The organism is Microcoleus sp. B3-D2 (assembly GCF_036705345.1).
In the GTDB taxonomy this organism is placed as follows: Bacteria; Cyanobacteriota; Cyanobacteriia; order Cyanobacteriales; family Microcoleaceae; genus Microcoleus.
Window position 1 is genome coordinate 1 of record NZ_JAUBUG010000034.1, and the last position, 21498, is coordinate 21498.

16 protein-coding genes and 1 other RNA gene are annotated in these 21498 nt (G+C 46.1%); 13 read left to right on the plus strand and 4 right to left on the minus strand.

All coding sequences use genetic code 11. The features are described from left to right. Positions 1-273 precede the first annotated feature (273 nt). Entirely contained in the window at positions 274-975 is a 702-nt protein-coding gene (locus QUB14_RS14455; protein ID WP_333217645.1) for a Crp/Fnr family transcriptional regulator, read from the minus strand. 45 nt (positions 976-1020) lie between these two features. On the opposite strand from QUB14_RS14455, the gene QUB14_RS14460 reads away from it, so the two are divergent. From QUB14_RS14460 to QUB14_RS14480, 5 genes are all read left to right on the plus strand, one after another. Next, positions 1021-1539, plus strand: coding sequence for a CdiA C-terminal domain-containing protein (locus QUB14_RS14460; protein WP_333217646.1), 519 nt, complete (start codon positions 1021-1023; stop codon positions 1537-1539). Then, positions 1514-2545: a thiazole synthase gene (locus QUB14_RS14465; protein ID WP_333217647.1), complete on the plus strand. Its 1032-nt coding sequence runs from the start codon at positions 1514-1516 to the stop codon at positions 2543-2545. Before QUB14_RS14460 ends, QUB14_RS14465 begins: the two co-directional genes overlap by 26 nt. Positions 2546-2614: 69 nt before the next feature. Beyond that, entirely contained in the window at positions 2615-2782 is a 168-nt protein-coding gene (gene psb34 / locus QUB14_RS14470) for a photosystem II assembly protein Psb34 (protein ID WP_333217648.1), read from the plus strand. A 545-nt stretch (positions 2783-3327) separates the two neighbouring features. Continuing rightward, positions 3328-5622, plus strand: a complete 2295-nt coding sequence (locus QUB14_RS14475) for a tetratricopeptide repeat protein (protein WP_333217649.1) — start codon at positions 3328-3330, stop codon at positions 5620-5622. A gap of 105 nt (positions 5623-5727) precedes the next feature. After that, the gene (locus QUB14_RS14480; RefSeq protein WP_190663415.1) at positions 5728-6420 is read left to right on the plus strand and encodes a response regulator transcription factor; all 693 of its coding nucleotides are present in this window, start codon (positions 5728-5730) and stop codon (positions 6418-6420) included. A 114-nt stretch (positions 6421-6534) separates the two neighbouring features. Here QUB14_RS14480 and hemG read toward each other — a convergent pair whose 3' ends face one another. Beyond that, positions 6535-7995, minus strand: a complete 1461-nt coding sequence (hemG, locus tag QUB14_RS14485; RefSeq protein ID WP_333217650.1) for a protoporphyrinogen oxidase — start codon at positions 7993-7995, stop codon at positions 6535-6537. Between the two features lie 34 nt (positions 7996-8029). Here hemG and QUB14_RS14490 point away from each other — a divergent pair, with 34 nt between their 5' ends. The 6 genes from QUB14_RS14490 (at position 8030) to QUB14_RS14515 (ending at position 17390) form a co-directional block, all read left to right on the plus strand. Then, entirely contained in the window at positions 8030-8281 is a 252-nt protein-coding gene (locus tag QUB14_RS14490) for a hypothetical protein (RefSeq protein WP_190663417.1), read from the plus strand. Positions 8282-8745: 464 nt separating this feature from the next. Beyond that, positions 8746-12981 (plus strand): PAS domain-containing protein, encoded by a 4236-nt coding sequence (locus QUB14_RS14495; protein WP_333217651.1) that lies wholly within the window; start codon positions 8746-8748, stop codon positions 12979-12981. Positions 12982-13057: 76 nt separating this feature from the next. Next, positions 13058-14236, plus strand: a complete 1179-nt coding sequence (corA, locus tag QUB14_RS14500) for a magnesium/cobalt transporter CorA (protein ID WP_333217652.1) — start codon at positions 13058-13060, stop codon at positions 14234-14236. Between the two features lie 318 nt (positions 14237-14554). Continuing rightward, positions 14555-14981: RNase P RNA component class A (gene rnpB, locus QUB14_RS14505), an RNA gene on the plus strand. A gap of 280 nt (positions 14982-15261) precedes the next feature. Continuing rightward, positions 15262-15969, plus strand: coding sequence for a ribonuclease III (gene rnc / locus QUB14_RS14510; protein WP_333217653.1), 708 nt, complete (start codon positions 15262-15264; stop codon positions 15967-15969). Positions 15970-16217: 248 nt separating this feature from the next. Beyond that, positions 16218-17390: a Gfo/Idh/MocA family oxidoreductase gene (locus QUB14_RS14515; RefSeq protein WP_333217654.1), complete on the plus strand. Its 1173-nt coding sequence runs from the start codon at positions 16218-16220 to the stop codon at positions 17388-17390. Positions 17391-17421: 31 nt separating this feature from the next. On the opposite strand, the gene QUB14_RS14520 is transcribed toward QUB14_RS14515, so the two are convergent. Continuing rightward, positions 17422-19467, minus strand: a complete 2046-nt coding sequence (locus tag QUB14_RS14520; RefSeq protein WP_333217655.1) for an ATP-binding protein — start codon at positions 19465-19467, stop codon at positions 17422-17424. A gap of 667 nt (positions 19468-20134) precedes the next feature. On the opposite strand from QUB14_RS14520, the gene QUB14_RS14525 reads away from it, so the two are divergent. Both QUB14_RS14525 and QUB14_RS14530 read left to right on the plus strand, forming a co-directional pair. Continuing rightward, positions 20135-20794 carry a class I SAM-dependent methyltransferase gene (locus tag QUB14_RS14525; RefSeq protein ID WP_333217656.1) on the plus strand — a complete coding sequence of 220 codons (660 nt, stop codon included), beginning with the start codon at positions 20135-20137 and terminating at the stop codon, positions 20792-20794. 174 nt (positions 20795-20968) lie between these two features. Further along, positions 20969-21130: a hypothetical protein gene (locus QUB14_RS14530; RefSeq protein WP_333217657.1), complete on the plus strand. Its 162-nt coding sequence runs from the start codon at positions 20969-20971 to the stop codon at positions 21128-21130. A 49-nt stretch (positions 21131-21179) separates the two neighbouring features. On the opposite strand, the gene QUB14_RS14535 is transcribed toward QUB14_RS14530, so the two are convergent. Next, on the minus strand, positions 21180-21434 hold the full coding sequence (locus tag QUB14_RS14535) for a hypothetical protein (RefSeq protein WP_242728929.1): 255 nt from the start codon (positions 21432-21434) through the stop codon (positions 21180-21182). Positions 21435-21498 lie beyond the last annotated feature (64 nt).

A 21498-nucleotide genomic window follows, 5' to 3' on the forward strand; every position in this document is an offset into this window, starting at 1 on the left:
ATTTTAAAATCCCAAAAGCCTTTCGACCCCAATTATTTGACTGCTACCCCTTGACAGGTCAAGACAGTATCTACAAAAATTGGGATTTTAATATTTAGTCTATAGCTAAATATTGCTGTAGGGGCGGGTTTTACCAACCCTAATTGCCTAAAATCAATAATATAATAAACCCGCCCCGATTCACAGGTTGTGGGGGGCCGGTTTATATAGATAGTGAGTTGCAGTCAAATATTGTTTGTGAAACCCCCCCTACAAGAATTGGGATTTTAACATTTAATCTATTTCATCTCCCGAGGCGATATCCTCCAATTTTTTCCAGTCCAATACAATAATTTTACCGCCTCGACTGTAAGATACAAACGGCTTGAGTTTCTTAAACAACCTCACGCATTCTTCGTAAGTAATTCCAATACTGCGAGCAATTTGATAGTAGGGAAAATGTTTTTCTAAACATACACTATTATTCGCAATCTTCGTACCTTGCTCGACGCCAAAGTAATGAATAAATCGGGCCAGCCGGACGATCGCCCTTTCCGACACCAAACCGTGCACTGTCTCGTGCAGTTGCTGCAACCGCTGATTAAACACCGCCAATATTCGCAAGGCAATCTCAGGATTTTCCCGAATTGCTGCTAGCAAAACTTCCCGTTCTGTGGTAAGAACTTCCACATCAGTTTCTGCAGTCACCGTTGCGGGGGCAATGCCGTTGCCTAGCAAAGCAGGTGCGGCAAAAATATCTCCCTGAAATAAAGTGCGGAGAATTGTTTCTTTGCCCGCCGCCGCTGTTTTTGCAACCCGCAGAGAACCGCTCAAAAGAGTGTATAATTTTTCGGGGATGCGATCGCCCTCATACATCACAACTTCTCCCTGTCGGTAACTGCAAATTACTGTGTGTTCTTGCAATCGCTCTAATTCAGTTTGGTTTAAGCTGGCAAATATTCCAATTTTAGCCACTTGCTCAACAGTTGCTTTCATAGATTTAACTCTACCCGATCCGAGTCCATTGAGAGTATAGTAACGGTGAATTCAGAATATATCGAGACAAGCAGAGCCATCTACGAAAATGCAGAACCAGAATATCGGCGATATTATTTTGATGAGATAGCTGGCGGATTTGTGCTAATTCACCAACAACACAATCTTAATAATTCGGAAAGTTTTGTGGCTGAAGTTTTGGCTAAAATGGGAAAGAGAGTTACGCTGTTGAGCGAGCAAGCAGCAGAGGGTGTGAGAACCCCAGACGCTGAGATAGACGGTCTGATTTGCGAATTTAAGGAGTTAACAGAATCTACGAGGAACATCAGGTATCGAGTTCAAGAAGGAATAAGCAGGGCAAAAACTCAAGGTGCATCAGTAGTTATTTTTCACATCAACCGAGAAAATTACGATGTCTGGAAAATCAACGCTGGCATCAAACAAGGTCTGTTTTGGGATACCCAAAACCATATTCAACAAATAATTTTTGTTGCCAACAGCAAACAAATTCAAATCATTACAAGGGAAGACTGGCAAAATGGAAGACCATTTCAGCGAATTTAAAGAAATCGTAGAGTGCGGGTTGAAAAATAATATGCCGCGAGATGCTAAACTAATTACTGTAGGCCAAATTTTATATGCTGTTACCCGCGACGATCTAACCATAAAAGAAGGTTGGCAGCTTGAAGAGATGATGGGTGGCAGAACACAGTGGGAAGAGGCACTTGAGTACAGCATTTTTGGGTATCCAGTAGACACAGCAACGCCACCTTTAGACAAACCTCTGGTTATTGCCGGCAAAACTTTTCATTCTCGTTTGATGACGGGGACGGGAAAATATCGCAGCATTGCAGAAATGCAGCAAAGTGTCAACGCTAGCAGGTGCGAAATTGTGACTGTAGCTGTGCGGCGAGTGCAAACAAATGCTCCCGGTCATGAAGGATTGGCAGAGGCTCTTGATTGGACTAAAATTTGGATGCTGCCAAATACTGCCGGTTGTCAAACTGCGGATGAGGCAATTAGAGTAGCTCGTTTAGGGCGGGAAATGGCGAAACTTTTAGGGCAAGAAGACAATAATTTTGTCAAATTAGAAGTGATTCCCGATGCTAAATATTTGCTGCCAGATCCGATCGGCACTTTGGAAGCAGCAGAACAATTAGTTAAAGAAGGTTTTGCCGTTTTGCCCTACATCAATGCCGATCCCTTGCTGGCAAAACGCCTCGAAGAAGTCGGTTGTGCGACAGTCATGCCTTTAGGTTCGCCCATCGGTTCAGGACAAGGGATCAACAATGCCGCCAATATTCAAATAATTATTGACACGGTAAATATTCCTGTGGTAGTCGATGCGGGAATCGGAACGCCCAGCGAAGCGGCGCGAGCAATGGAAATGGGAGCCGATGCACTGTTGATTAATTCCGCGATCGCCAATGCCCAAAATTCCCCGGCAATGGCAAAAGCAATGGGAATGGCAGCAGAAGCGGGCCGGATAGCGTACTTAGCAGGCAGAATGCCGATCAAAGATTACGCGATCGCCTCTTCCCCCCAAACAGGCACTGTCACCTCCAAATAAATGGCCGAATTTTCCTGGGCGCTTTTTTGGTACAGTTGTAAACATCAAAAATATTAAGGATTGTGACTGATGCCTTACATCAAAGATGACGATGGACGCCTGAACAACTTTGCTAAAGAGCCGAAGGTGTACGGCGCCGAACCTCCCAACCAGCAGCAGCAACGGAACTATATCATCATGGGAATTGCAGCAGCCGTGTTGGTCGCGGGTTTGGTGTTTGTGGCTGCTTCCGTCTAAAAGCTGGGCTTACACTCAAAGCTGATTCAAATCGCAATTTTAAATAATCATTCAATAAACCATGTTTTCCAACCAATGGAAACATGGTTTTTGTGTTTCAATACAAAGCAGGTAGTTGCGATAGTCCTGAAGCGTGCCGAGCGAGCTGGAAAGCTAAATAATATCAATTCCGGTTACACCGGAATGATGGGGAGTGGGGAGTGAGGAGTGAGGAGTGGCGGAATGTGGAATTATTGACCTTGACTCGATCGTGCCCCTCCAACCGGAAACGATATAAGACCCGCAGAAATTTGGTTCTTTGCTCTCGGCTGTCAGCTTCAGGGACTTGGGTTGCACTTAATCACACTGGTTCGTCACCCACATAAAATTGCCAATTGAAAATCTACAATCCTTTAGTCATCACCGGTGCGATTGACTGCCTTCAGGGCTTAGTTGTGAGTTATGAGCGATCGAGATTTCAACTCTCAACTCTACAATCTAAAATCTACAATCCAAAATCTAAAACCTAAAATCTAAAATCTAAAATCTAAAATCGGCTCACCCTGATGTCTATTCCTTCCCAAAAAGTTTCTAGCTCGAACAAGCTGATCTACCAACGCTTGAAACAGGCGATCGACCTCAATTTACGCCGTCAAATTTTTATCGCCGCCTGCGACGACTTGTGCTTGCGGGACTGTCTGGCAGCCCGCTTGCACACAGAATTAGCCGCAGAGAGCGCAGGTTCCGATCCTCGCTCCCCGATCCACTACCCCCGATTTGTCAGTTTGGAACTTGACTTGAGCGATCCAAATCCTTGGGGTTCGATCGCGGCGTGGCTGACCCAACACCCACCGCCGCAAAACAGGGGCAGTTACAGCCCTTGGCCGACATTTCAAATTATCGGGGCAGAACACCTGACCAGGCAGTCAGCAGCAGTGCAGTGGTCGTTCCTGAGCTATTTGAGGGACATTGAAGCACACCTGCAAATGTGCGAGTCTACTGTGTTGCTGTGGGTGTCGCGGCCCTGGCTGAGTTCGATCGAGCACTCGGCCCCGGAATTTTGGCACTGGCGAACCGGAGTATTTGAGTTTGAAGGCGAACCAACTCCAGCTAAGGGAGACTTCGGGCACTTTGATGACTTCGGGAACTCCGGAGACTTGCGAAACTTACGGGACAAGGGAGACTTTGACAACCAACTTTTAATACCTTCTTTGTCTGGAAAATCCCCAATTCCCGACGAACAATCCCCAATTCCCGATCGACAATCCCCAATTTCCTATCCCCCGTCCCCAGCGCCAGATTCTAAATCCGTCCAACTGACAGAGGACGAACAATCCCCAATTTTCCATCCCCCGTCCCCAGGGCCAGATTCTAAATCCGTGCAACTGGCAGATTTGGTGCTAGCAGCGGCTTCTGAGGAGTTGGAAGCAGAAAAAGATGCCGCATCGGAGGACAATTTTCTGCCGCTGCAAACTCTGCAATACATCGAACTGCTGCAAGAACATCAGTGTTCTTGCGAAGCTTTGGCCTTGGCTTATCACAGTTTGGGGAATTACTACCGCGATCGCATTCTGGGCGGAGACGTTTCAGAACACAACCTGACAATCGCCATTCGCGCGATCGAACAAGTGATTGCGTATCTCGACGTTGACACCAACTCGCAGCAAAATCAACCACTAACTGAGGAATGCGCGCGGCTGATTGCCCAATTGACACAAAATTTAACTCAGTACGCCCTGGAGTCCAACAGCCTACCGCCAATTTCCGATCTGCTCAACGATCTCGGCACTCTCTACTGGATGCTGTCGCGCGATCGCACCAATGCCCTCAACGCCTCAGATCCGGTATCCAGCCTTGAACGCAGCATCGCCCTCTACCTTGAAGGTTTGAACCGAACAGATGGCGAAACCGTACCCCAAACCCGCGTTAGATTAAACAAAAATTTGGGAATCGCCTCGGCCGATTTAGCCCGCTACCGAGACAAGACAGAGAACTTGCAGTACGCAGTTGCAGCTTACCAACAAGCGCTGCTGGATCTAGACCCCGCCGTGGAGCCCCAGCAGTACGCTGCTGCTCAGAATAATTTGGCGACAGCATACTGGAATTTAGCCCAAGATGGTGAGCCGATCGTATATCTCAAAAGCGCGATCGCAGCTTACACCCAAGCTCTCTCCTGCTACAGTCCCGAACGAGAACCCCTCAACTATGCCGGAGTGCAAAACAACCTCGGTACCGCCTGCTGGAATCTCGCCCAGCACGAACCCTCAGAACCCCTGCTAGTCAGGGCGATTTCCGCCTACCGCGAAGCATTGAAATACCGCACCCGAGAATTAGTACCCGCAGCAGCAGCAGCCACCTACAATAATCTCGGTACCGCTTATTGGCATTTGGCGAACCAGTTTCAGCAGAAACAGGCGCGGACGGAATCATTGCAGCAGGCGATTACCGCCTACGAAACCGCGTTGGATATCGCCGGAGAGCTCGATCGAACCCAACTCACCTTTGACGCCTTGGCCGCCCGCAACAATCTCGGACTAGCCCACTATCAACTAGCCACCGACCCACATTTCCCCGCTAATAAAGTCGCACAGACAAGCCATCTAGAAGCAGCACTGCACCACCAGTTGCAAGTGTGTGCCGAATGGGGACAACATCTCAATGACAAAGGGTTAACATATGGGGATAAACTCAACTTGCAAGCCGCGGCAAACTCCCAAGCTGCTGATTCCCGGCAAACAGCATTGAGCTATATTGTCAAAACGATTAGAGCTTTCTATAGTGAATGTGGGCTGCCAGGCCAAAATTTAGCCTTATCCAAAGTTCCTGGAGATTTATTGCCTGAAATTTTGCGTAGGTTATAAATAGGGCTATAACTATTAAAAGCTCAATTTTTTCGAGATTTGTATCCAGTTTTCTATTATTATGGCTGAATATTCTTGCCTAATTCTTCAAGCAAACTTGTGGTCATGGCCCCTGTAAAAATCCTTGTGGTTGATGACGACCCGGCAATCCGAAATTTAATTCACCGTTTTTTGAGCCAGCAAGGTTATCAAGTTGAGTCTGGCGAGGACGGTCAGACTGGTCTGGAATTATTTGAGCAACTCAATCCTGACTTAGTAGTTCTAGATGTAAATTTACCTGATACAACTGGTTACAAACTGTGTCAAGAAATGCAAAGACGCACCGGCGTGTTTGTGTTGATGCTGACTGCCCGAACCGATGAAGCTGACAAAATGAAAGGGTTTGCCGAAGGTGCTGACGACTACATTACTAAACCTTTTAGTCTTGTAGAAATTGGAGCTCGCGTTGCAGCAATTTTGAAGCGCAAACGCATTGTTACTCCCGCCGAACAAAAAACTCTTACTTTTGGAGAGCTACTAATAGATCCGGTTCGCCGCGAGGTAATTCTCGGCAGTCAGATGGTTGCTTTGACTGCTTTAGAATTCGACCTGCTGTACTGTTTGGCCAGCAAACCCGGTCGCGTGTGGAGGCGATCGGAATTGCTGCATGAAGTGTGGGACTACGAGTATGTAGGAGCCGATCGCGTGGTGGATGTCCATATCGGTCAAATTCGCCGCAAAATTGAACTAGATCCCAATCAAATGCCGATGATTCAAACCGTCCGGGGGGTGGGTTACAAATTTGAACCCACAACCTAGTAACATTCGGCATTGGGCAGCGGATATGAAGGCAGAAGGCTGTAGGTGCGGGTTCACCAATATTTCGGATTAACATACTCGATATTTGTAAACCCGCCCTCCCCACACAATAATTCAGATCGATCGAGTATCTGATTGTTTGTTCTGCAAATACTCGCCCACTTCTCGTGCACGCTCAAAACCCCTTCGCACGCAATCTCCCAAAGCCACTCCGCCAACGTAGTTGCTGCACAAATACACCCCAGGCAAAGATTTTAAGCCCTCATCGATTTGTTGCAGGCGATCGAAATGACCCAAATTGTACTGAGGAATGGCCCGCTTCCACACATTCACCGCTAAAACTTTTGGCTGTGGCACATCTGGTTTCAGCAAAATCCGCGACAAATCTCGGTGCACCTCGCGAACGATTTGTTCTGAGTCGAGATTGCCAATTTCCGAATCAGTAGCCCCGCCGATGTAACTGCTGAGAGTTTGCCACCCTGCGGGCGCGCGATCGGCAAATAAACTCGATGTCCAAATCGTCCCCAGAGTGCGAATACCCTGCCCCCTCGGAATTAAATTTCCAAAACCTACTAATTTACCCTTGACATCCGACTGCGGATATGCTAATACAACGCAGGCAACCGTAGGATAAGTAAAAGCTTGTAAAGCACTGCTAACTTTCGGTTGCAGAGGCTGCAACAAATCGGCTGTAACGTAAGCGGGCGTTGTCAAAACCACGGTGCGCGCCTCAACTTCCTGCTGTCCGTCGGGCGTCGAGAATACAGCAATGTAAGTTTCGCGTTCTGTACGCTGGAGGCGAGTCAGGTGCCAGTTGAGTTTCACTCGATCGCCCAATTGAGCAGCGATCGCCTCTGGCAGAGCCTTCAACCCCTGTTTGAACGAACCCAACTCCCCCGGTCTAGTAGACGGAACATTCGGGTCTGCGGGCAATTTCTTCGGTCTTTTCCTAGCAGAAAGCAGCGCCCCCGCCACCAGCCCGCCACCCATATCAGCCATCTTGGCTACCCGGCCAAAAGCCGCCGCCGCGCTAAGTTGTTGAGGATCGCCGGCATAAACCCCAGAAACAAAAGGTTCCACCAACCGCTGCATCACTTCCGGCCCCAGATGACGGCGGAAAAATTGAGAAACAGTTTCCTCGTCACCCTGCTGCGAAAGTCGAGCACCCATTGCCGGCCCGACAAAGCCCAAAGCCCCGAATAACGCCCGCAGTTTCCCCGGAAAACTCAGCAACTGAGACTGAATCATCGCCGGGGGAGTCATCGGCACCGGTTGCAGCTTTTTTTGCCAATAAACATAACGAGGCAATTTGCGATCGGCAAAAATCAACTCCTGCTTCAATCCCACATCCACAGCCAACTTCATCAATTCTGGCGTCGGCGAAAAACTGTTCGGGCCCTCCTCCCAGAGAAACCCCCCCGCTGTCACAGTGGTGATGTTCCCGCCCACACGTCCTTGACTCTCAGCGACTAAAATCTTCAGCGAGGATGGACTCGTTGCTTCCTTGTGAAGTGCGTGCGCCAAACTCAAACCGCTAATACCCGCACCCACAATCAAGGTATCTAATAGTTCCATATTACGTAGAAAAATATCGCAATCTTTATGTTACATGGCTTTGCACGGCTTGCGTTCTTTGCTTCGCGTACTGCCAAACCGCTTTCAGATTACCGAATTGGGAATTGCGAATCGAGAATTGAGAATCGGGAATTGGGAATTGCGAATCGGTAAGCTGTCTGGCATTTCTGAAGCATTTTTCTCGCAGGTTGTGGATTCCACCTCTGCCCACCTCCCCGTGTCCCCGTCTCTCCATCTCGCTTTTGTATCCGCTGGGTCTGGTTTAAAAAAAGAGCATCTGCTGTAATTAAGCTATATTCGCAAAAATACTATTTCTTTAAAATTTTTGTATTATAGGGAACAGCGCCGAAAATTGCACCGGAAAACGCAGCAGTACAGTGCTCAAAAAGATTTGAGTGGGTTAAACTAACGTTAGGAAAATTTTAGAGCTTAAGCAAGTCAGCACCCCGCTCGGAAGAGATGGGGCTTTATGCCCTAATCAAAAGAGATAGTTGACTAGCTATCGTCTTAACTGATTACGTTATCAAAAATATGGGTGTAAGCCCAAGCTGCTATCCGATCGCGGGTGAAATGTTTGAAACGGTAATTGTTCCGTTAAAAATAGATCGCAAAAGTACCAATCGACCAAGTATCCCCCTGTAGCAACAATCAATATTCAAGGCGGTGAAAACTGCCTGATGAGTGTTTCCTCGCTCGGTCTAAAGACACGAGGTTTCCCTAATACTAAGCTTTTCTCATGAAAAAATACCCATGCAGGAAGTTATCAACTCGTTTCAGTCTTTTTTCTCTAACTCTGTTGATGCTTTCCTAGAGTGCGATCGACAGCAAAAGTACCTATCGATCAATCCTGTCGCTGCTGCTTGGATGGGATTGGAGCCTGCTGAAATAGTCAACCAAACTAATCAGGAATTATTAAAATTATATCCCAATAATGCGGCTGTCAAAAATATAATCTCGCAGATTGATTCCTGCCTGCAACAAGTATTTATAACCGGGGAAAAACGGCTGGCAATTCATGAGGTGATGGCGGCAGACGGCGGGATTAAAATTTACGAAACTGCTTATACGCCAGCGGTGGATGCCTCTAGCAACCAGATGCGGGTTTTGGGCGTCGGTAGAGATATAACCAGGCACTACCGCTGGCAGCAGCAGAAAACTCAACAGTTACGCCGATCGAACCATTTACTGTGGTTGAATGCAGCTAACAGTCCGCTGGCAATGGTGGGCTGGGATGAAGATTTTCGGATCGTTCAGTGGTCGAAACGCGCCGAGGAAATCTTTGGCTGGACATCCGATGATATGATGGGCAAGCACTTCGGCGATTTGGCTTTGGTTTGCCAGGAAGATAGAGAGGCTATAAGCGCGATCGAGCTTGAACTAGCCACTGGCAACGGCAATACTTCAATTAACCGCAACTATACTAAAAGCGGACAGGTAATTTGGTGTCGCTGGTTCAACTCGATTATTCGCAGCGGCGACACTTTTACTGTGCTTTCTTTAGTGGAAGATATCACCGATCGCAAACGATTGGAAGCAGAAAAAGCCCAAGCTTCTCGCCTCACAGCAATGGTAGCCGATGTGGGTATTGCCCTCACCAAACACCCTCAAGATATCCTGCTTCCCTGCTGCGAGGCAATGGTGCGGAATATTGATGTCGCTTCTGCTGAAATTTGGACTTTCAACTCTCAACATAATCTTTGGCAATTGCAAGCAGCCTCGGGAATATACAGTCGCACAGACGATCGGGCTAGCTTTATTGAAAGTAAGGTGAACTCGATCGCCAAACAGCAAAAACCGGAATTTGACTGCGGATTTGAACTGAATAATTTTGGGTTCCCAGAGGAAGAATCTGTGAAATCAAAAGAGGTACACAGTTCCGAAGTAGCAATTGTCAACACCAGCCCAAAGCCGACCAATTGCCCAATACCTAAGCAAATTCTCACCTTCGCCGGCTACCCTTTGATAGTCGAAGAACGGCTGGTGGGAGTCATGGTAATTATCAGCCGCCAGCCCCTGACAACACCCTTTCAGGACACTTTAGCATCGGTTGCCGATGTCATCGCTTTAGGCATCGAACGCAAGCGTGCAGAAGCTGAATTAAAATCAGCTAGAGGCTTCCTCAATTCCGTAGTAGAAAATCTGCCGGTGGGAGTTTTTGCTAAAGATGCTTCTTCGCTGAAATTTGTGCTGTGGAATAAAGCCGGAGAAACGATCGCAGGTGTTACCTCTCAAGAGGCGATCGGCAAAAATGACTACGATATTTACCCCAAAGAACAAGCTGATGTTTTCACTGCTCAAGACAGGGAAATATTGACCAGCGATCATAACCAATCTACTGTTAAAGACATAGCCGAAGAGCCGATCCAAACTCGCCACAAAGGTATGAGAATACTGCACACCCGCAAAGTGCCAATTCTCGACGCCGCAGGCCGCCCTCAGTACGTTTTGGGGATTACTGAAGATATTACCGAACGCAGGCAGGTAGACGAAAGCGTGCGCCTCTACGACCAAATTGTCGAGAATATGCAAATTGGTTTGTACGTCTACCATTTAGAAAATATAGACGATGACAGCACCCTCAGGGCGATCGCCTCGAATCCTGCGGCTACCCTATTTACCGGATTAGAAATGGCTGATGTTTTGGGAATGACAATCGACGAGATTTTTCCCCACCTGCGATCGAAAAACATTCCCCAAGCATTTGCTTCGGTAATTCGCAGCCATAAAGCCGTAGAACTTGAAGATATTGACTGCGATGAAGGCGGCAGAATAACTCGCGCTTTTTCTATTAAAGCTTTTCCATTACCCAACAACTGCGTCGGTGTTGCTTTTGAAAACATTACTGCTCGCAAGTGCCTAGAACTAGAACTGCAGGCGTCGTTGGAAAAAACCGAACGTTCCGAACAACTCCTACGCACAGTAATAGACAAAACCAGCGACTGGATTTTTGCCAAAGACACAAATTTTCGCTGTATTTTGGCAAACAAGAGTTTCGCTCAAGCAATTGGTAAAAAAGTCGAAGAAATAATTGGTAAATTAGATGTAGAATTAGGATTCTCCGAAGAGCTAGTATTTGGGAATGCCGCCAAAAATATCCGAGGATTCCGTGCAGACGACTCTGCTGTCATGGCGGGAGAAATTATCCACAATCCCTGCGATCCGGCAACTATTGCTGACGGTTCAGTACATATTTTTGATACCCAAAAAGTACCTCTGCGCGACGCTGAAGGTAATGTATTTGCAGTGCTAGCTTTCGCTCGCGATATTACAGAACGACATGAATCGGAAGCAGCTTTGCGTAGAAGTGAATCAAGATTTCGGTCTTTGGTAGCTAATATTCCCGGAGTGGTTTATCGCTGGAAGTGCGATTTTTCCACTAATTTTATTAGCGATGCCGTTTACTTACTCACAGGCTACCCTGCTGCGGATTTTATTTCTGTTTTGGACAGAGGGTGCCGGACTTTTGCTAGCATTATTTACCCGGAAGATTTGGCAAAAGTAGAAGCAACTATTCGCCAAGGAATAGAAAACAAACAGTCTTATAGCTTGGAATACCGCTTGTTAGCAGCAGACGGCACGGTTAAATGGGTGTGGGATAAGGGTTCTCCTGTGTTTGACGCAGATGGGAACGTTTGCTGTTTGGACGGGGTGATTTTTGATATTAGCGATCGGTACTACGCTGAGGAAGCATTGCGCCAAAAAACTTTAGAGTTAGAAGCAGTTTTTCGCGCTTTGCCTGATTTGTATTTTCGACTAGATGCTGACGGTATAATTGTGGATTATTTGTCAGGAACTTCATCGAGTTTATACGTGCCTCCCGAACATTTTATGGGTCAACGAATGACCGACATATTGCCGCACAATGTCGCCTGCCAATTTGCCCAAGCAATCTTGGAAATTTCCGAAACAAGAAATTCAATCGATATAGAATATTCGGTTTCCATGTCGGAAGGAGAAAAAACTTATGAAGCCCGACTGTTGCCGTTTAATTCAGATCAAATTATTATTCTAGCCCGAAATATTACTAATCGCAAACAAGCCGAAGCTCAATTAAAACATAAAAATCGCCAGCTAGAGCAAACATTGAAACAATTAGGCAGGACTCAAGCTCAACTAATTCAAGCGGAAAAAATGTCGGGTTTGGGACAGCTAGTGGCGGGAATTGCTCACGAAATCAATAATCCTGTCAGTTTTATTTACGGTAATATCACTTACGCTAGTGAGTATGCCAAAAACTTGCTGGCACTGTGCAGTTTGTACCACGCACACTACCCGAAACCTGTTGCTGTTATCCAAGATTTGGCAGAAGAAATAGAACTGGAATTCATGAAAGAGGATTTCCCGCATCTGCTGAGTTCAATTCAAACCGGAGCCGAGCGAATTCGTCAAATAGTTCTGTCTTTGCGTAACTTCTCCCGCCTGGAAGAATCAGATATTAAACGTGTTAATATTCACGAGGGAATAGACAGCGCTCTGTTAATTTTGCAACACAAGATTAAAGAAAATGGCAGAAATCGTCATATTCAAATAGTTAAAGAATATGGGGAATTGCCGCAGATACAGTGCTACGTGGGGCAGTTAAATCAAGTGTTTATGAATATTTTAAATAATGCTATTGATGCTTTAGCGGATGTCAGGAATAGGAAGTTGGAAGTGGCGAGTTATTCAGAAGAGGAACGGCAAGATTTTGCTAGTTTACCTTTAACTGGCGACACCTTGCCGTGGATTCGGATTCGCACGGAGGTGCTGGAGAACAATCGGGTTGCGATCGTAATTTCCGATAACGGGTGTGGAATGGCAGAGCCTGTTAAATGTCGGGTGTTTGACCCGTTTTTTACTACTAAACCAGTAGGCAAAGGTACAGGCTTGGGACTGTCTATCTCGTATCAGATTGTGGTGGAAAGACACGGAGGGACGCTGCAGTGCATTTCCGCGCCCGGAGAGGGAACTGAATTTGCGATCGAGATTCCCATTCGGCAGAGGTAATTAGTCATTGGTAATTGGTAGTTGCACCAGAAAAATGATAATCTAATTAAAGTTTCTAAAAGTCAGGAATATTAGCATGGTATACAAAAGCATACATACTTCTAGTGCCGTTGCAAAACAAATTCAAGAAGATGATGATGATGATTCCTATGTTGACTATTTTTACGACGATCCGGGGGCTCCGCCGGGAACTCTCGACTTAGAACCAGATGCGCCGCCTCCGGAGATTGTATTAATTGACTATTGCGAAACAGCCGCAACTCGCGCCAAATTGGCAAATCCTCACAAAGCTGCTGCGTATTTAGATACAGCATCTGTTTCTTGGGTTGATATGTTGGGATTGGGAAACAAAGAAACTTGGCGGCAAATGGGCGAAGTGTTTAATTTACACTTAATGGCTCAGGAAGATGTAGTTAATGTTCCCCAGCGACCGAAAGTAGTAGACTATGAAGAACACATTTTAATCATTGCTTGGATGGTGATGCTCCATCCAGAATTAGATACTTTTCATAAAGAACAAGTAAGTTTGATTTTGGGCAAGCATTACCTGTTAACTGTTCAGGAAGAACCGGACTATGATTGTTTTGAACCAGTGCGCGAGCGCATTCGTAAAGGACAAGGAATAATTCGCAAACACGGAGCTGATTATCTGGCTTATACTCTGTTAGATTCGATTATAGATGGATTCTTCCCTGTATTAGAAGTTTACGGAGAGCGCATTGAAGAATTAGAGGATGAAGTGGTGCTGAACCCTACCCGCAAAACCCTGGAAAAAATCTATAAAATCCGGCGAGAATTGCTGACTCTGCGCCGCGCCATTTGGCCGCAGCGGGATGCAATTAATGTTTTGATTCGAGATAGCAGTGATTTGATTAGTCCCGAGGTGCGAATTTACCTGCGCGATTGTTACGATCACACGGTGCAGGTGATGGATATGGTCGAAACCTATCGAGAGTTGTCTTCTGGTTTGATGGATGTTTACTTGTCTTCGGTTGGTAATAAAATGAATGAAATCATGAAGTTGCTGACGGTGATTTCGAGTATCTTTATTCCTCTAACTTTTGTGGCGGGAGTATACGGGATGAATTTCAATACAGAGAAATCTCCCTGGAATATGCCGGAACTGAACTGGTATTTTGGCTATCCGCTGTGTTGGGCAATTATGCTAGGGATCGCCTCGGGTTTAGTTTACTTCTTCTGGCGACGCGGCTGGTTTGATAATTTTTCTACTGTGAAAGAGGACTCATTAAAGTAACCGAATTTAAGATTTGAGATTGGGTATTGAAGATTGAATAATTAAAAGTTATGTGAGGTAAAAAGGTTTCGTACCCCTAGTTGAATCCGTGCCATAAATCCTTGCATGATAATTCCCAACTTTTCAGCCCCCTGATTCATCCGTGAGTGAATTTAAGGGGAGTTGCATGGAAATTTAATTGTTGGGCGGGCTTTCGGACCCACCGTACAAGAGTTTGAATAAACACAAATGTCCAAATTAAGTCGGCGACAAGTTAAAATCTTCAATCTCAAATCTTAAATTGATTGACGAACGATCGCGTACAATAAATCTGGGGAAAAAGTAGGCGCAGGCGGTTGCGGATGAGCGAAAGCTTGTCTGAGGAAAGTCCGGGCTCCCGAAAAACCAAACTTGCTGGGTAACGCCCAGTGCGAGCGATCGTGAGGATAGTGCCACAGAAAGATACCGCCCCCCGATTTGAGATGTGAGATTTGAGATTGAATCAAAAATCAAGCATCGAAAATCGCAAAGTGTTAGGGGGTAAGGGTGCAAAGGTGCGGTAAGAGCGCACCAGCAGCATCGAGAGGTGCTGGCTCGGTAAACCCCAGTTGGGAGCAAGGTCGGAGGAACTATGGTTGGTTTTTTACCAGTTCCGTTTTTTGGTACCGCTTGAGGCGTCTGGTAACAGGCGCCCCAGATAGATAACTGCCCTCGAAAACTGCTTGCAGTTGAGAGAACAGAACCCGGCTTATGTCCGACTTTTTCCCCCCCATTTAATTAAAATTACCGCTTGGGAATAAGGTCAACAAATCCTTTCGACCTGTTTTTTGTTGGGAAAGGTGTGCACTGCACACCCGGAGGAAGATTTGCGGTAAGGTGCACCATAATCACCCGGATAAATATTTATTGTTTTAAGGAAAAAGTTATTAATATGGATCTGATACCTGTAAAAAAAAATGCAACTTTTGACAAGTTCTCAACCCAGATAGTCATCCGTCATTCCCAAATTTAAAATCTAAAATCTAAAATCTAAAATCTAAAATGGTATGATTTATCCGGGTCGCCAAAAGCAACTTGAAACATTAATTCAAAAATTGGGACTGACGAAGGATGCTTCGATAAAATGGCATCTCCTCGATTTAGCTTTGACTCATGCGAGCGCGTCAGCTAAGGCAAATTACGAGCAACTAGAGTTTGTCGGGGATGCAGTTGTGCGGCTGGCGGCGTCGGAATTGTTGTTTGAGGTTTATCCTGACTGTACAGTGGGGGAATTTGCTGCTATTCGATCGATCTTGGTGAGCGATCGCATTCTTGCTAAAATCGCTGAAAGTTACGGGTTCGATCGCTATTTAATTGTTTCCAGCAGTGCCGCCTCGGACAAAACAGGCGCTGAACCCCGGCTGGCAGATGCTTTGGAAGCTGTACTGGCTGCGCTTTATTTGAGTACCCAGACGTTAGAATTAATTCGCCCTTGGCTAGATTCTCACTTTCAACGCCTAGCGGCAGAAATCCGCAGCGATCCTGCCCGCCAAAACTACAAAGCTGCTCTCCAAGAGTTGACTCAAGGCAAATACAAAACTTTGCCCAAATATAGCGTCCAAGAAACCGGGACAGTGCAGGGCGGGGAAGATCGTTTTACCGCAGAAGTTCTCATTCAGGGAAAGTTGGTAGCAGAGGGAAAAGGTCGATCGATCAAAGCGGCCGAACAAGCAGCGGCTCAGGCAGCTTTCAATAAATTAGTTGATAGTCAGTAGTTAGTTGACTGTTGACTGTTGACTGTTGACTGTTGACTGTTGACTGTTGACTGTTGACTGTTGACTGTTGACTGTTGACTGTTGAGTGGTGTTATCAGTTATTTGTTATTTGTTAGCTGCCACCAATAACCAATAACCAATAACTACTGCCAACAGTTAACAGTCAACAGTGATTTTTTTGAATTAAAACATAGATAATAATAACAAAATATGCTATAATTACTGTGCGATTTTTTAAATTATTATCAATGAAAATCGGAATAGCTGTATTGGGGGCAGGTCGCTGGGGAGTTAACCTAATTCGCAACTTTCTCGAACATCCCAACAGCCAAGTTTTAGCGGTGGTAGACCAGAATCGAGATTCATTGGTGGCTGTTCAAAAACAGTTTAATCTCGATGCCTCGGTGATTCTAGCTACCGATTGGTCTCAAGTGCAAGCCTTGCCGGGACTGCAAGCTGTGGCGATCGCTACTCCAGCTTCCACACACTACACCCTCGCAGCAGCAGCGCTGAAACAAGGCTACCACGTCTTAGCAGAAAAACCCCTCGCCCTCAACCTCACTGAAGCAATAGAACTCAGTCAATTAGCCGAAAAACAGCAGCGACAACTCTTCGTTGACCACACTTATCTGTTTCATCCAGCAGTCGATCGAGGTCAAAGAATTATTCAACAGCATCAACTCGGAAAATTGCGCTACGGTTACGCCCAGCGCACCCATTTTAAACCGGTGCGCCATGACGTTGATGCCCTTTGGGACTTGGCTATTCACGATATCGCTATTTTCAATACTTGGCTGGAACAAAGGCCAATTGAAGTAAGGGCGATCGGCACTGTATTTCCGAAGGAATCAGGAAAAGGGAAGAAGGAATCAGGAATAAATAAAGAAGCAGCAGAAATTGAAAATCAATTGGCTCCTTCACTGCTGACTACTAATCCGGCAGAAAAACTAGCAGATTTAGTTTGGGTAACGCTCACCTATCCCGACGGATTTCAAGCATTTATTCACCTGTGCTGGCTAAATCCCGACAAACAACGGCGCTTAACAGTTGTTGGCAGTTTGGGAACCTTGATTTTTGATGAAATGTTGCCAGAAACTCCCCTGATTTTGCAGCGCGGCCCTTCAGATTACCCGGGCGAAGAGAATAACTCTTTTGAAAGTGCGTTAGCGAAGCCCGCCCCTACGGGGGCTACGCCAACGAAGAGGATCGCGCCGCAGCCAACAAGCACCAGACACCGCGAAGTGTTGAGTTTAGAACAAGTAGAACCGCTGAGGCGAGTGTGCGATCGCTTCCTCAACTGCGTGCAAACAAATACCCCCTCTCTTACCTCTTCGGGCGCGGCTTCCGTCGAATTAATCCGCATTCTCAGCACTTTGAGCAAATCCCTCGAACTCGGGGGACAGCCCCTAATACCATTTTAGATTTTAGATTTTAGATTGGGAAAATCACTCCTCAACTTTTGAAATTTCCCTTTTCCGTTACTAAGTCCGGGCTCTGAAAATAAAAACTTGACTGCTGATTGACAGGCAAAGAAATCATCACTGTAGTACCTTGATTCACGCCCGCGCTGTGCAGGGTAATGCTTCCAATCATAGATTCCATTATCCTTCGCGAGATAGCCAAGCCCAAACCGTTACCGCCAAACTTGCGAGTTGTAGAACCATCAGCCATCACAAAAGGTTGAAACAATTTCTGCTGGTGCTCGGGATCGATACCAATTCCCGTATCTTTAATTGTCACCACCACCCAATCGCTTTGACCGCTGGGGCTAGTCGTACTGTCAGCACTGCCGTTAAAACTACCAGAATTAGTCCTCGATTCTAGCCGCACAGATATATTAATGCTGCCGGACTCTGTAAACTTAACGGCATTGCTTAACACGTTTAAAAACACCTGTTTTAGCTTCTCGGGATCGGCATGAACAATAATCGGATCGTGAGGAGCTGGCAAACTTAACTTCAAGCCTTTTTCCTCAATTTGAGTCGCTTGCAAATCAATCGCGTCTTCAAGTACCTGGGTAATATCAACTACTTCTAACATCATGGAAAAGGTGCCGGATTCTATTTTAGCAATGTCCAAAATATCATTAATAATATTGAGCAATTGCATTGACGAATCGTGGGCCCGTTGTAAAAATTCCATTTCTTCATCTCGGTCATCGCAGTAGCCGTCCCGCACAATTTGAATAAAACCAATAATCCCGTTAAGTGGCGTTCTCAATTCGTGAGAAATATTCCCCAAAAATTCATTTTTTAATTGATTGGCGACTTGCGCTTCTTTGGTTGCGACTTCCAATTCTCGGGCCCAGGATCTGAGGCGCTGCACCATGCTGTTGAGTGCTTCTGATAGTTGATTAAATTCCCTAATTTGGAAATCTTGGGGCACTGTCTGCGACACTTCCGTATCTACTTTCATCGCGTAGTCTCTCAGTTTTTCCACAGGACGCGCCAAGTCGCGAGACAGATATAAAGTCGCGATGATACTAGCAGCAACCAAACCTACAATTAAATTAAATAAAACTTGCTGAATTTCTTCCAAACCTGACAGAGCGTAATCTAAACGAGAGACAGCTAAAATAATCCACTTGCTGTTCTCCTGTTTAGTTGTAGGACTCGGGATAGCAGCGTATCCTGCTAGCAACTCTACACCATTCCTTTCAAAGGAAAATAGATGGAGAAAATCTTTTCCGCCTGCGATCGCCCTTCGGACAATACTTTTTAGTCGAGCGGCATCTGCCTCTTGGTCGATATTGCGGCCCACGCGGTTGATATTCGGGTGCGCCAAAATCGTCCCATCTTGGTCGATCGCCACCGTATAGCCGGCTAAAGAACCTTTGGGAGCGCTGGTTTGCACAGGCAAGGCCGACTGCAAACTCAAAGCATAACTCAACTGCAGGGTATTGCCCCGACGAATGTAAACAGGAGCGCTCAACACCAAACTCGCTTGGGTATCGCGGCCTTCTTTACCCGCCTCTGGAAAATCCTCAGCCCCCAAAGCCCCCTTCCGATCGTTTGCTGTCCCCTGTCGCTGCGGAGGTAAGGACAGACGAATGTAAACGCTCTTGTCGTCCAGCAGCGTTTGCTGCTGCTGTACGGGCGGCCAAAATTTTGCCGGCAGCGACTGAATCGGCTGCTGCCCGCAAGTGCTTGCTATCACTTGATTTGTCTTTAAATTAGTCAATTGCAAGCAATCAACCTGCGCTGGCAACCGCTGCCCTAATTGCGCGATAAACTTTTGATAATCCTTCGGATTTACAGACTGCAACATCGAGCTTTCCGAAGCGCCGATCAGATTCGACTTCAGCGATTTCGCCCACTGTTCAATAGTTTCTGCTTTTCTGGCTGCACTTTCTGTCAAGTTTAGACGAGCAGTTTCCAGAAGCGTCGAGCGTGCCTTGCGATAGGTAACATACTCCCCCACCAGTAGAACCGGTACGCTGAGCAACAAAATCCGCGACAGTAAAATACGGCGAAAGGAGGATTGACCTAACTTAACCATAGGAAATATCTAAATTAAGGTGCAACACCCAACAGCGACCATTACAGTGAAATAAACCAGACCGAAAGCCTGAATCTGTCTAGGGGGCTCTGCTGACTGAACAACACAGCTTCAGAACAACATTTAAACACAATTATAGAAGCCACTGTAGTAATCTCGATTCTAAGTGTGTTGACCCAAATATGCTCAGCAATTTGTTTCGCAAATGCCTGTGATTTCGGTCACACTTCCCTTCTCAATTCTCGGAGCGACTGGCACCTCATCGCCCAGGGGCCAATTTTTCAGGCTGCAAAAAAGCCTCGGGTGGACATACCGCACTTGCTTGAAGCTAGAATCGCATGGATGCACTCTTGGATCAAAATTAACGGGCAAAAAGTTCTGTCTCCGGCTAGTGTACAGAGAGAATTCTGCTCCATCGGACTTTTTCTTTCCGAATGCCTTCGAGAGATGGGCCAGAGATGGGCGATGCAAGATTTTGCACCCTGTCAAAGATTTCTTTTGCCACCCGATTGATTCGGTGACAATAATTCACCGGTCAAACAAAAAGAATGAGACGATCGAGCTGCAGATCGACTCTGACAACCCTAATGTGGGCAACCGTGGCCCAAACAGTGCACCCACGCTCCGTAAATTCGCGGTCTCGGCAATAATCTCCATAGCTTAATCGATGAAAAAAAACTTTACCAATTATACGTATTATTACACAAACAACCGTCCGAGATATCATCACGCTTATTTGATATCTCCCCTTTTAGAAATGCTGGCGACACTTCAGCAGACCAGCAAGACAAAACTCCGAGTTTTGGATCTCGGCTGTGGCAATGGCAGCCTCAGTCACGTTATCGCAGAGCACGGCTGCGAAGTTGTCGGCGTTGACACTTCTGCGCCCGGAATTGCCATCTCTCGTCAAAGTTTCCCGGAGTGTCAGTTTATCCAAGCAGATATTTACGACCTCCCAGATACCGATATTCTGAACTCATTTGATGTTGTCTTAGCTATTGAAGTAATCGAACACTTGCTTTATCCTAAAGAACTAGCCAAAACTGCCAAGAAATGCCTCGCTCCGGGAGGAAGACTAATTATTTCCACACCCTATCACGGCTATTTAAAAAATCTGGCTTTAGCGGTTTCCGGCAAACTAGATAAACATTTTACCGTTCTTTGGGATAACGGTCACATTAAATTTTTTTCAGTAGAGACGCTGACCAAGTTATTAACATCTGAAGGATACACCGACATAAAATTTAAATTTGCTGGTCGGTGTCCCTATCTTTGGAAATCAATGTTATGCTCTAGTACGTTCTCGCCACAAGCGGAGAAATTATGAGTTTTGATTTGTTGTGATTTTTCCGCCAATTAATTTTTCTGAATAAACGACCAGCCCTCATGAACAGTAAAAGATAACTTTTATGGTGCAATGGTGAAACAAATAAAATGACTGTTGGCGTTTGGATATTAGGCGCTCGACTTTGGCAGAACCAAGCTGCTATCAACCGCACAGATGATAAATCTTCCCTACTGGGATTTCCTAGCGCGCCACCGCGACAAACTTCAGTCGATCGGTCGCATGAGCTTTCTCTTAGCCAATCTCGACAAAATGCCGCCGGCAGAATTGGCAACCATCCGCCAAAAAGCGGCAGAGTGGCACTTAGGAAGTCAGTAGTCAGTAGTCAGCAGTCAGCAGTCAGCAGTCAGTAGTCATTAATCATTTGTTATTTGCTACCCATGCCCCATGCCCCATGCCCCATGCCCCATGCCCCATGCCCTTTGCAATTCTTATTTTTTCCCTGACTTTTCCCTAAACATTCCACAGCGTTTCCCCAGGCAAGTCTGAGGTTTTCCACAGATTCGACAAAGTTTTCCACAGAAATTAACGGCACGGTAGCATCTTGCTGCGGAATTGGGGATTTCCTTAACTTGCTGCCCAATCCCTCATAAACCGCCCAACACATAAAGATATGTAACAAAAAATGCCCTGAAAAGCTGATTCTTTGGTAAACCTTTTTTTTATCTAAAGGACTTTGTAATATT

Excerpts from the sequence above, each read along its gene's own strand:
- QUB14_RS14525 (WP_333217656.1), top strand. The coding sequence starts at position 20,135 with ATGAAAAAAAACTTTACCAATTATACGTATTATTACACAAACAACCGT.
- QUB14_RS14465 (WP_333217647.1), top strand. The coding sequence starts at position 1,514 with ATGGAAGACCATTTCAGCGAATTTAAAGAAATCGTAGAGTGCGGGTTG.
- QUB14_RS14495 (WP_333217651.1), top strand. The coding sequence starts at position 8,746 with ATGCAGGAAGTTATCAACTCGTTTCAGTCTTTTTTCTCTAACTCTGTT.
- QUB14_RS14475 (WP_333217649.1), top strand. The coding sequence starts at position 3,328 with ATGTCTATTCCTTCCCAAAAAGTTTCTAGCTCGAACAAGCTGATCTAC.
- rnc (WP_333217653.1), top strand. The coding sequence starts at position 15,262 with ATGATTTATCCGGGTCGCCAAAAGCAACTTGAAACATTAATTCAAAAA.
- QUB14_RS14455 (WP_333217645.1), bottom strand. The coding sequence starts at position 975 with ATGAAAGCAACTGTTGAGCAAGTGGCTAAAATTGGAATATTTGCCAGC.
- psb34 (WP_333217648.1), top strand. The coding sequence starts at position 2,615 with ATGCCTTACATCAAAGATGACGATGGACGCCTGAACAACTTTGCTAAA.
- QUB14_RS14520 (WP_333217655.1), bottom strand. The coding sequence starts at position 19,467 with ATGGTTAAGTTAGGTCAATCCTCCTTTCGCCGTATTTTACTGTCGCGG.
- QUB14_RS14490 (WP_190663417.1), top strand. The coding sequence starts at position 8,030 with ATGGCTTTGCACGGCTTGCGTTCTTTGCTTCGCGTACTGCCAAACCGC.
- QUB14_RS14515 (WP_333217654.1), top strand. The coding sequence starts at position 16,218 with ATGAAAATCGGAATAGCTGTATTGGGGGCAGGTCGCTGGGGAGTTAAC.
- QUB14_RS14480 (WP_190663415.1), top strand. The coding sequence starts at position 5,728 with ATGGCCCCTGTAAAAATCCTTGTGGTTGATGACGACCCGGCAATCCGA.
- corA (WP_333217652.1), top strand. The coding sequence starts at position 13,058 with ATGGTATACAAAAGCATACATACTTCTAGTGCCGTTGCAAAACAAATT.
- hemG (WP_333217650.1), bottom strand. The coding sequence starts at position 7,995 with ATGGAACTATTAGATACCTTGATTGTGGGTGCGGGTATTAGCGGTTTG.
- QUB14_RS14530 (WP_333217657.1), top strand. The coding sequence starts at position 20,969 with ATGATAAATCTTCCCTACTGGGATTTCCTAGCGCGCCACCGCGACAAA.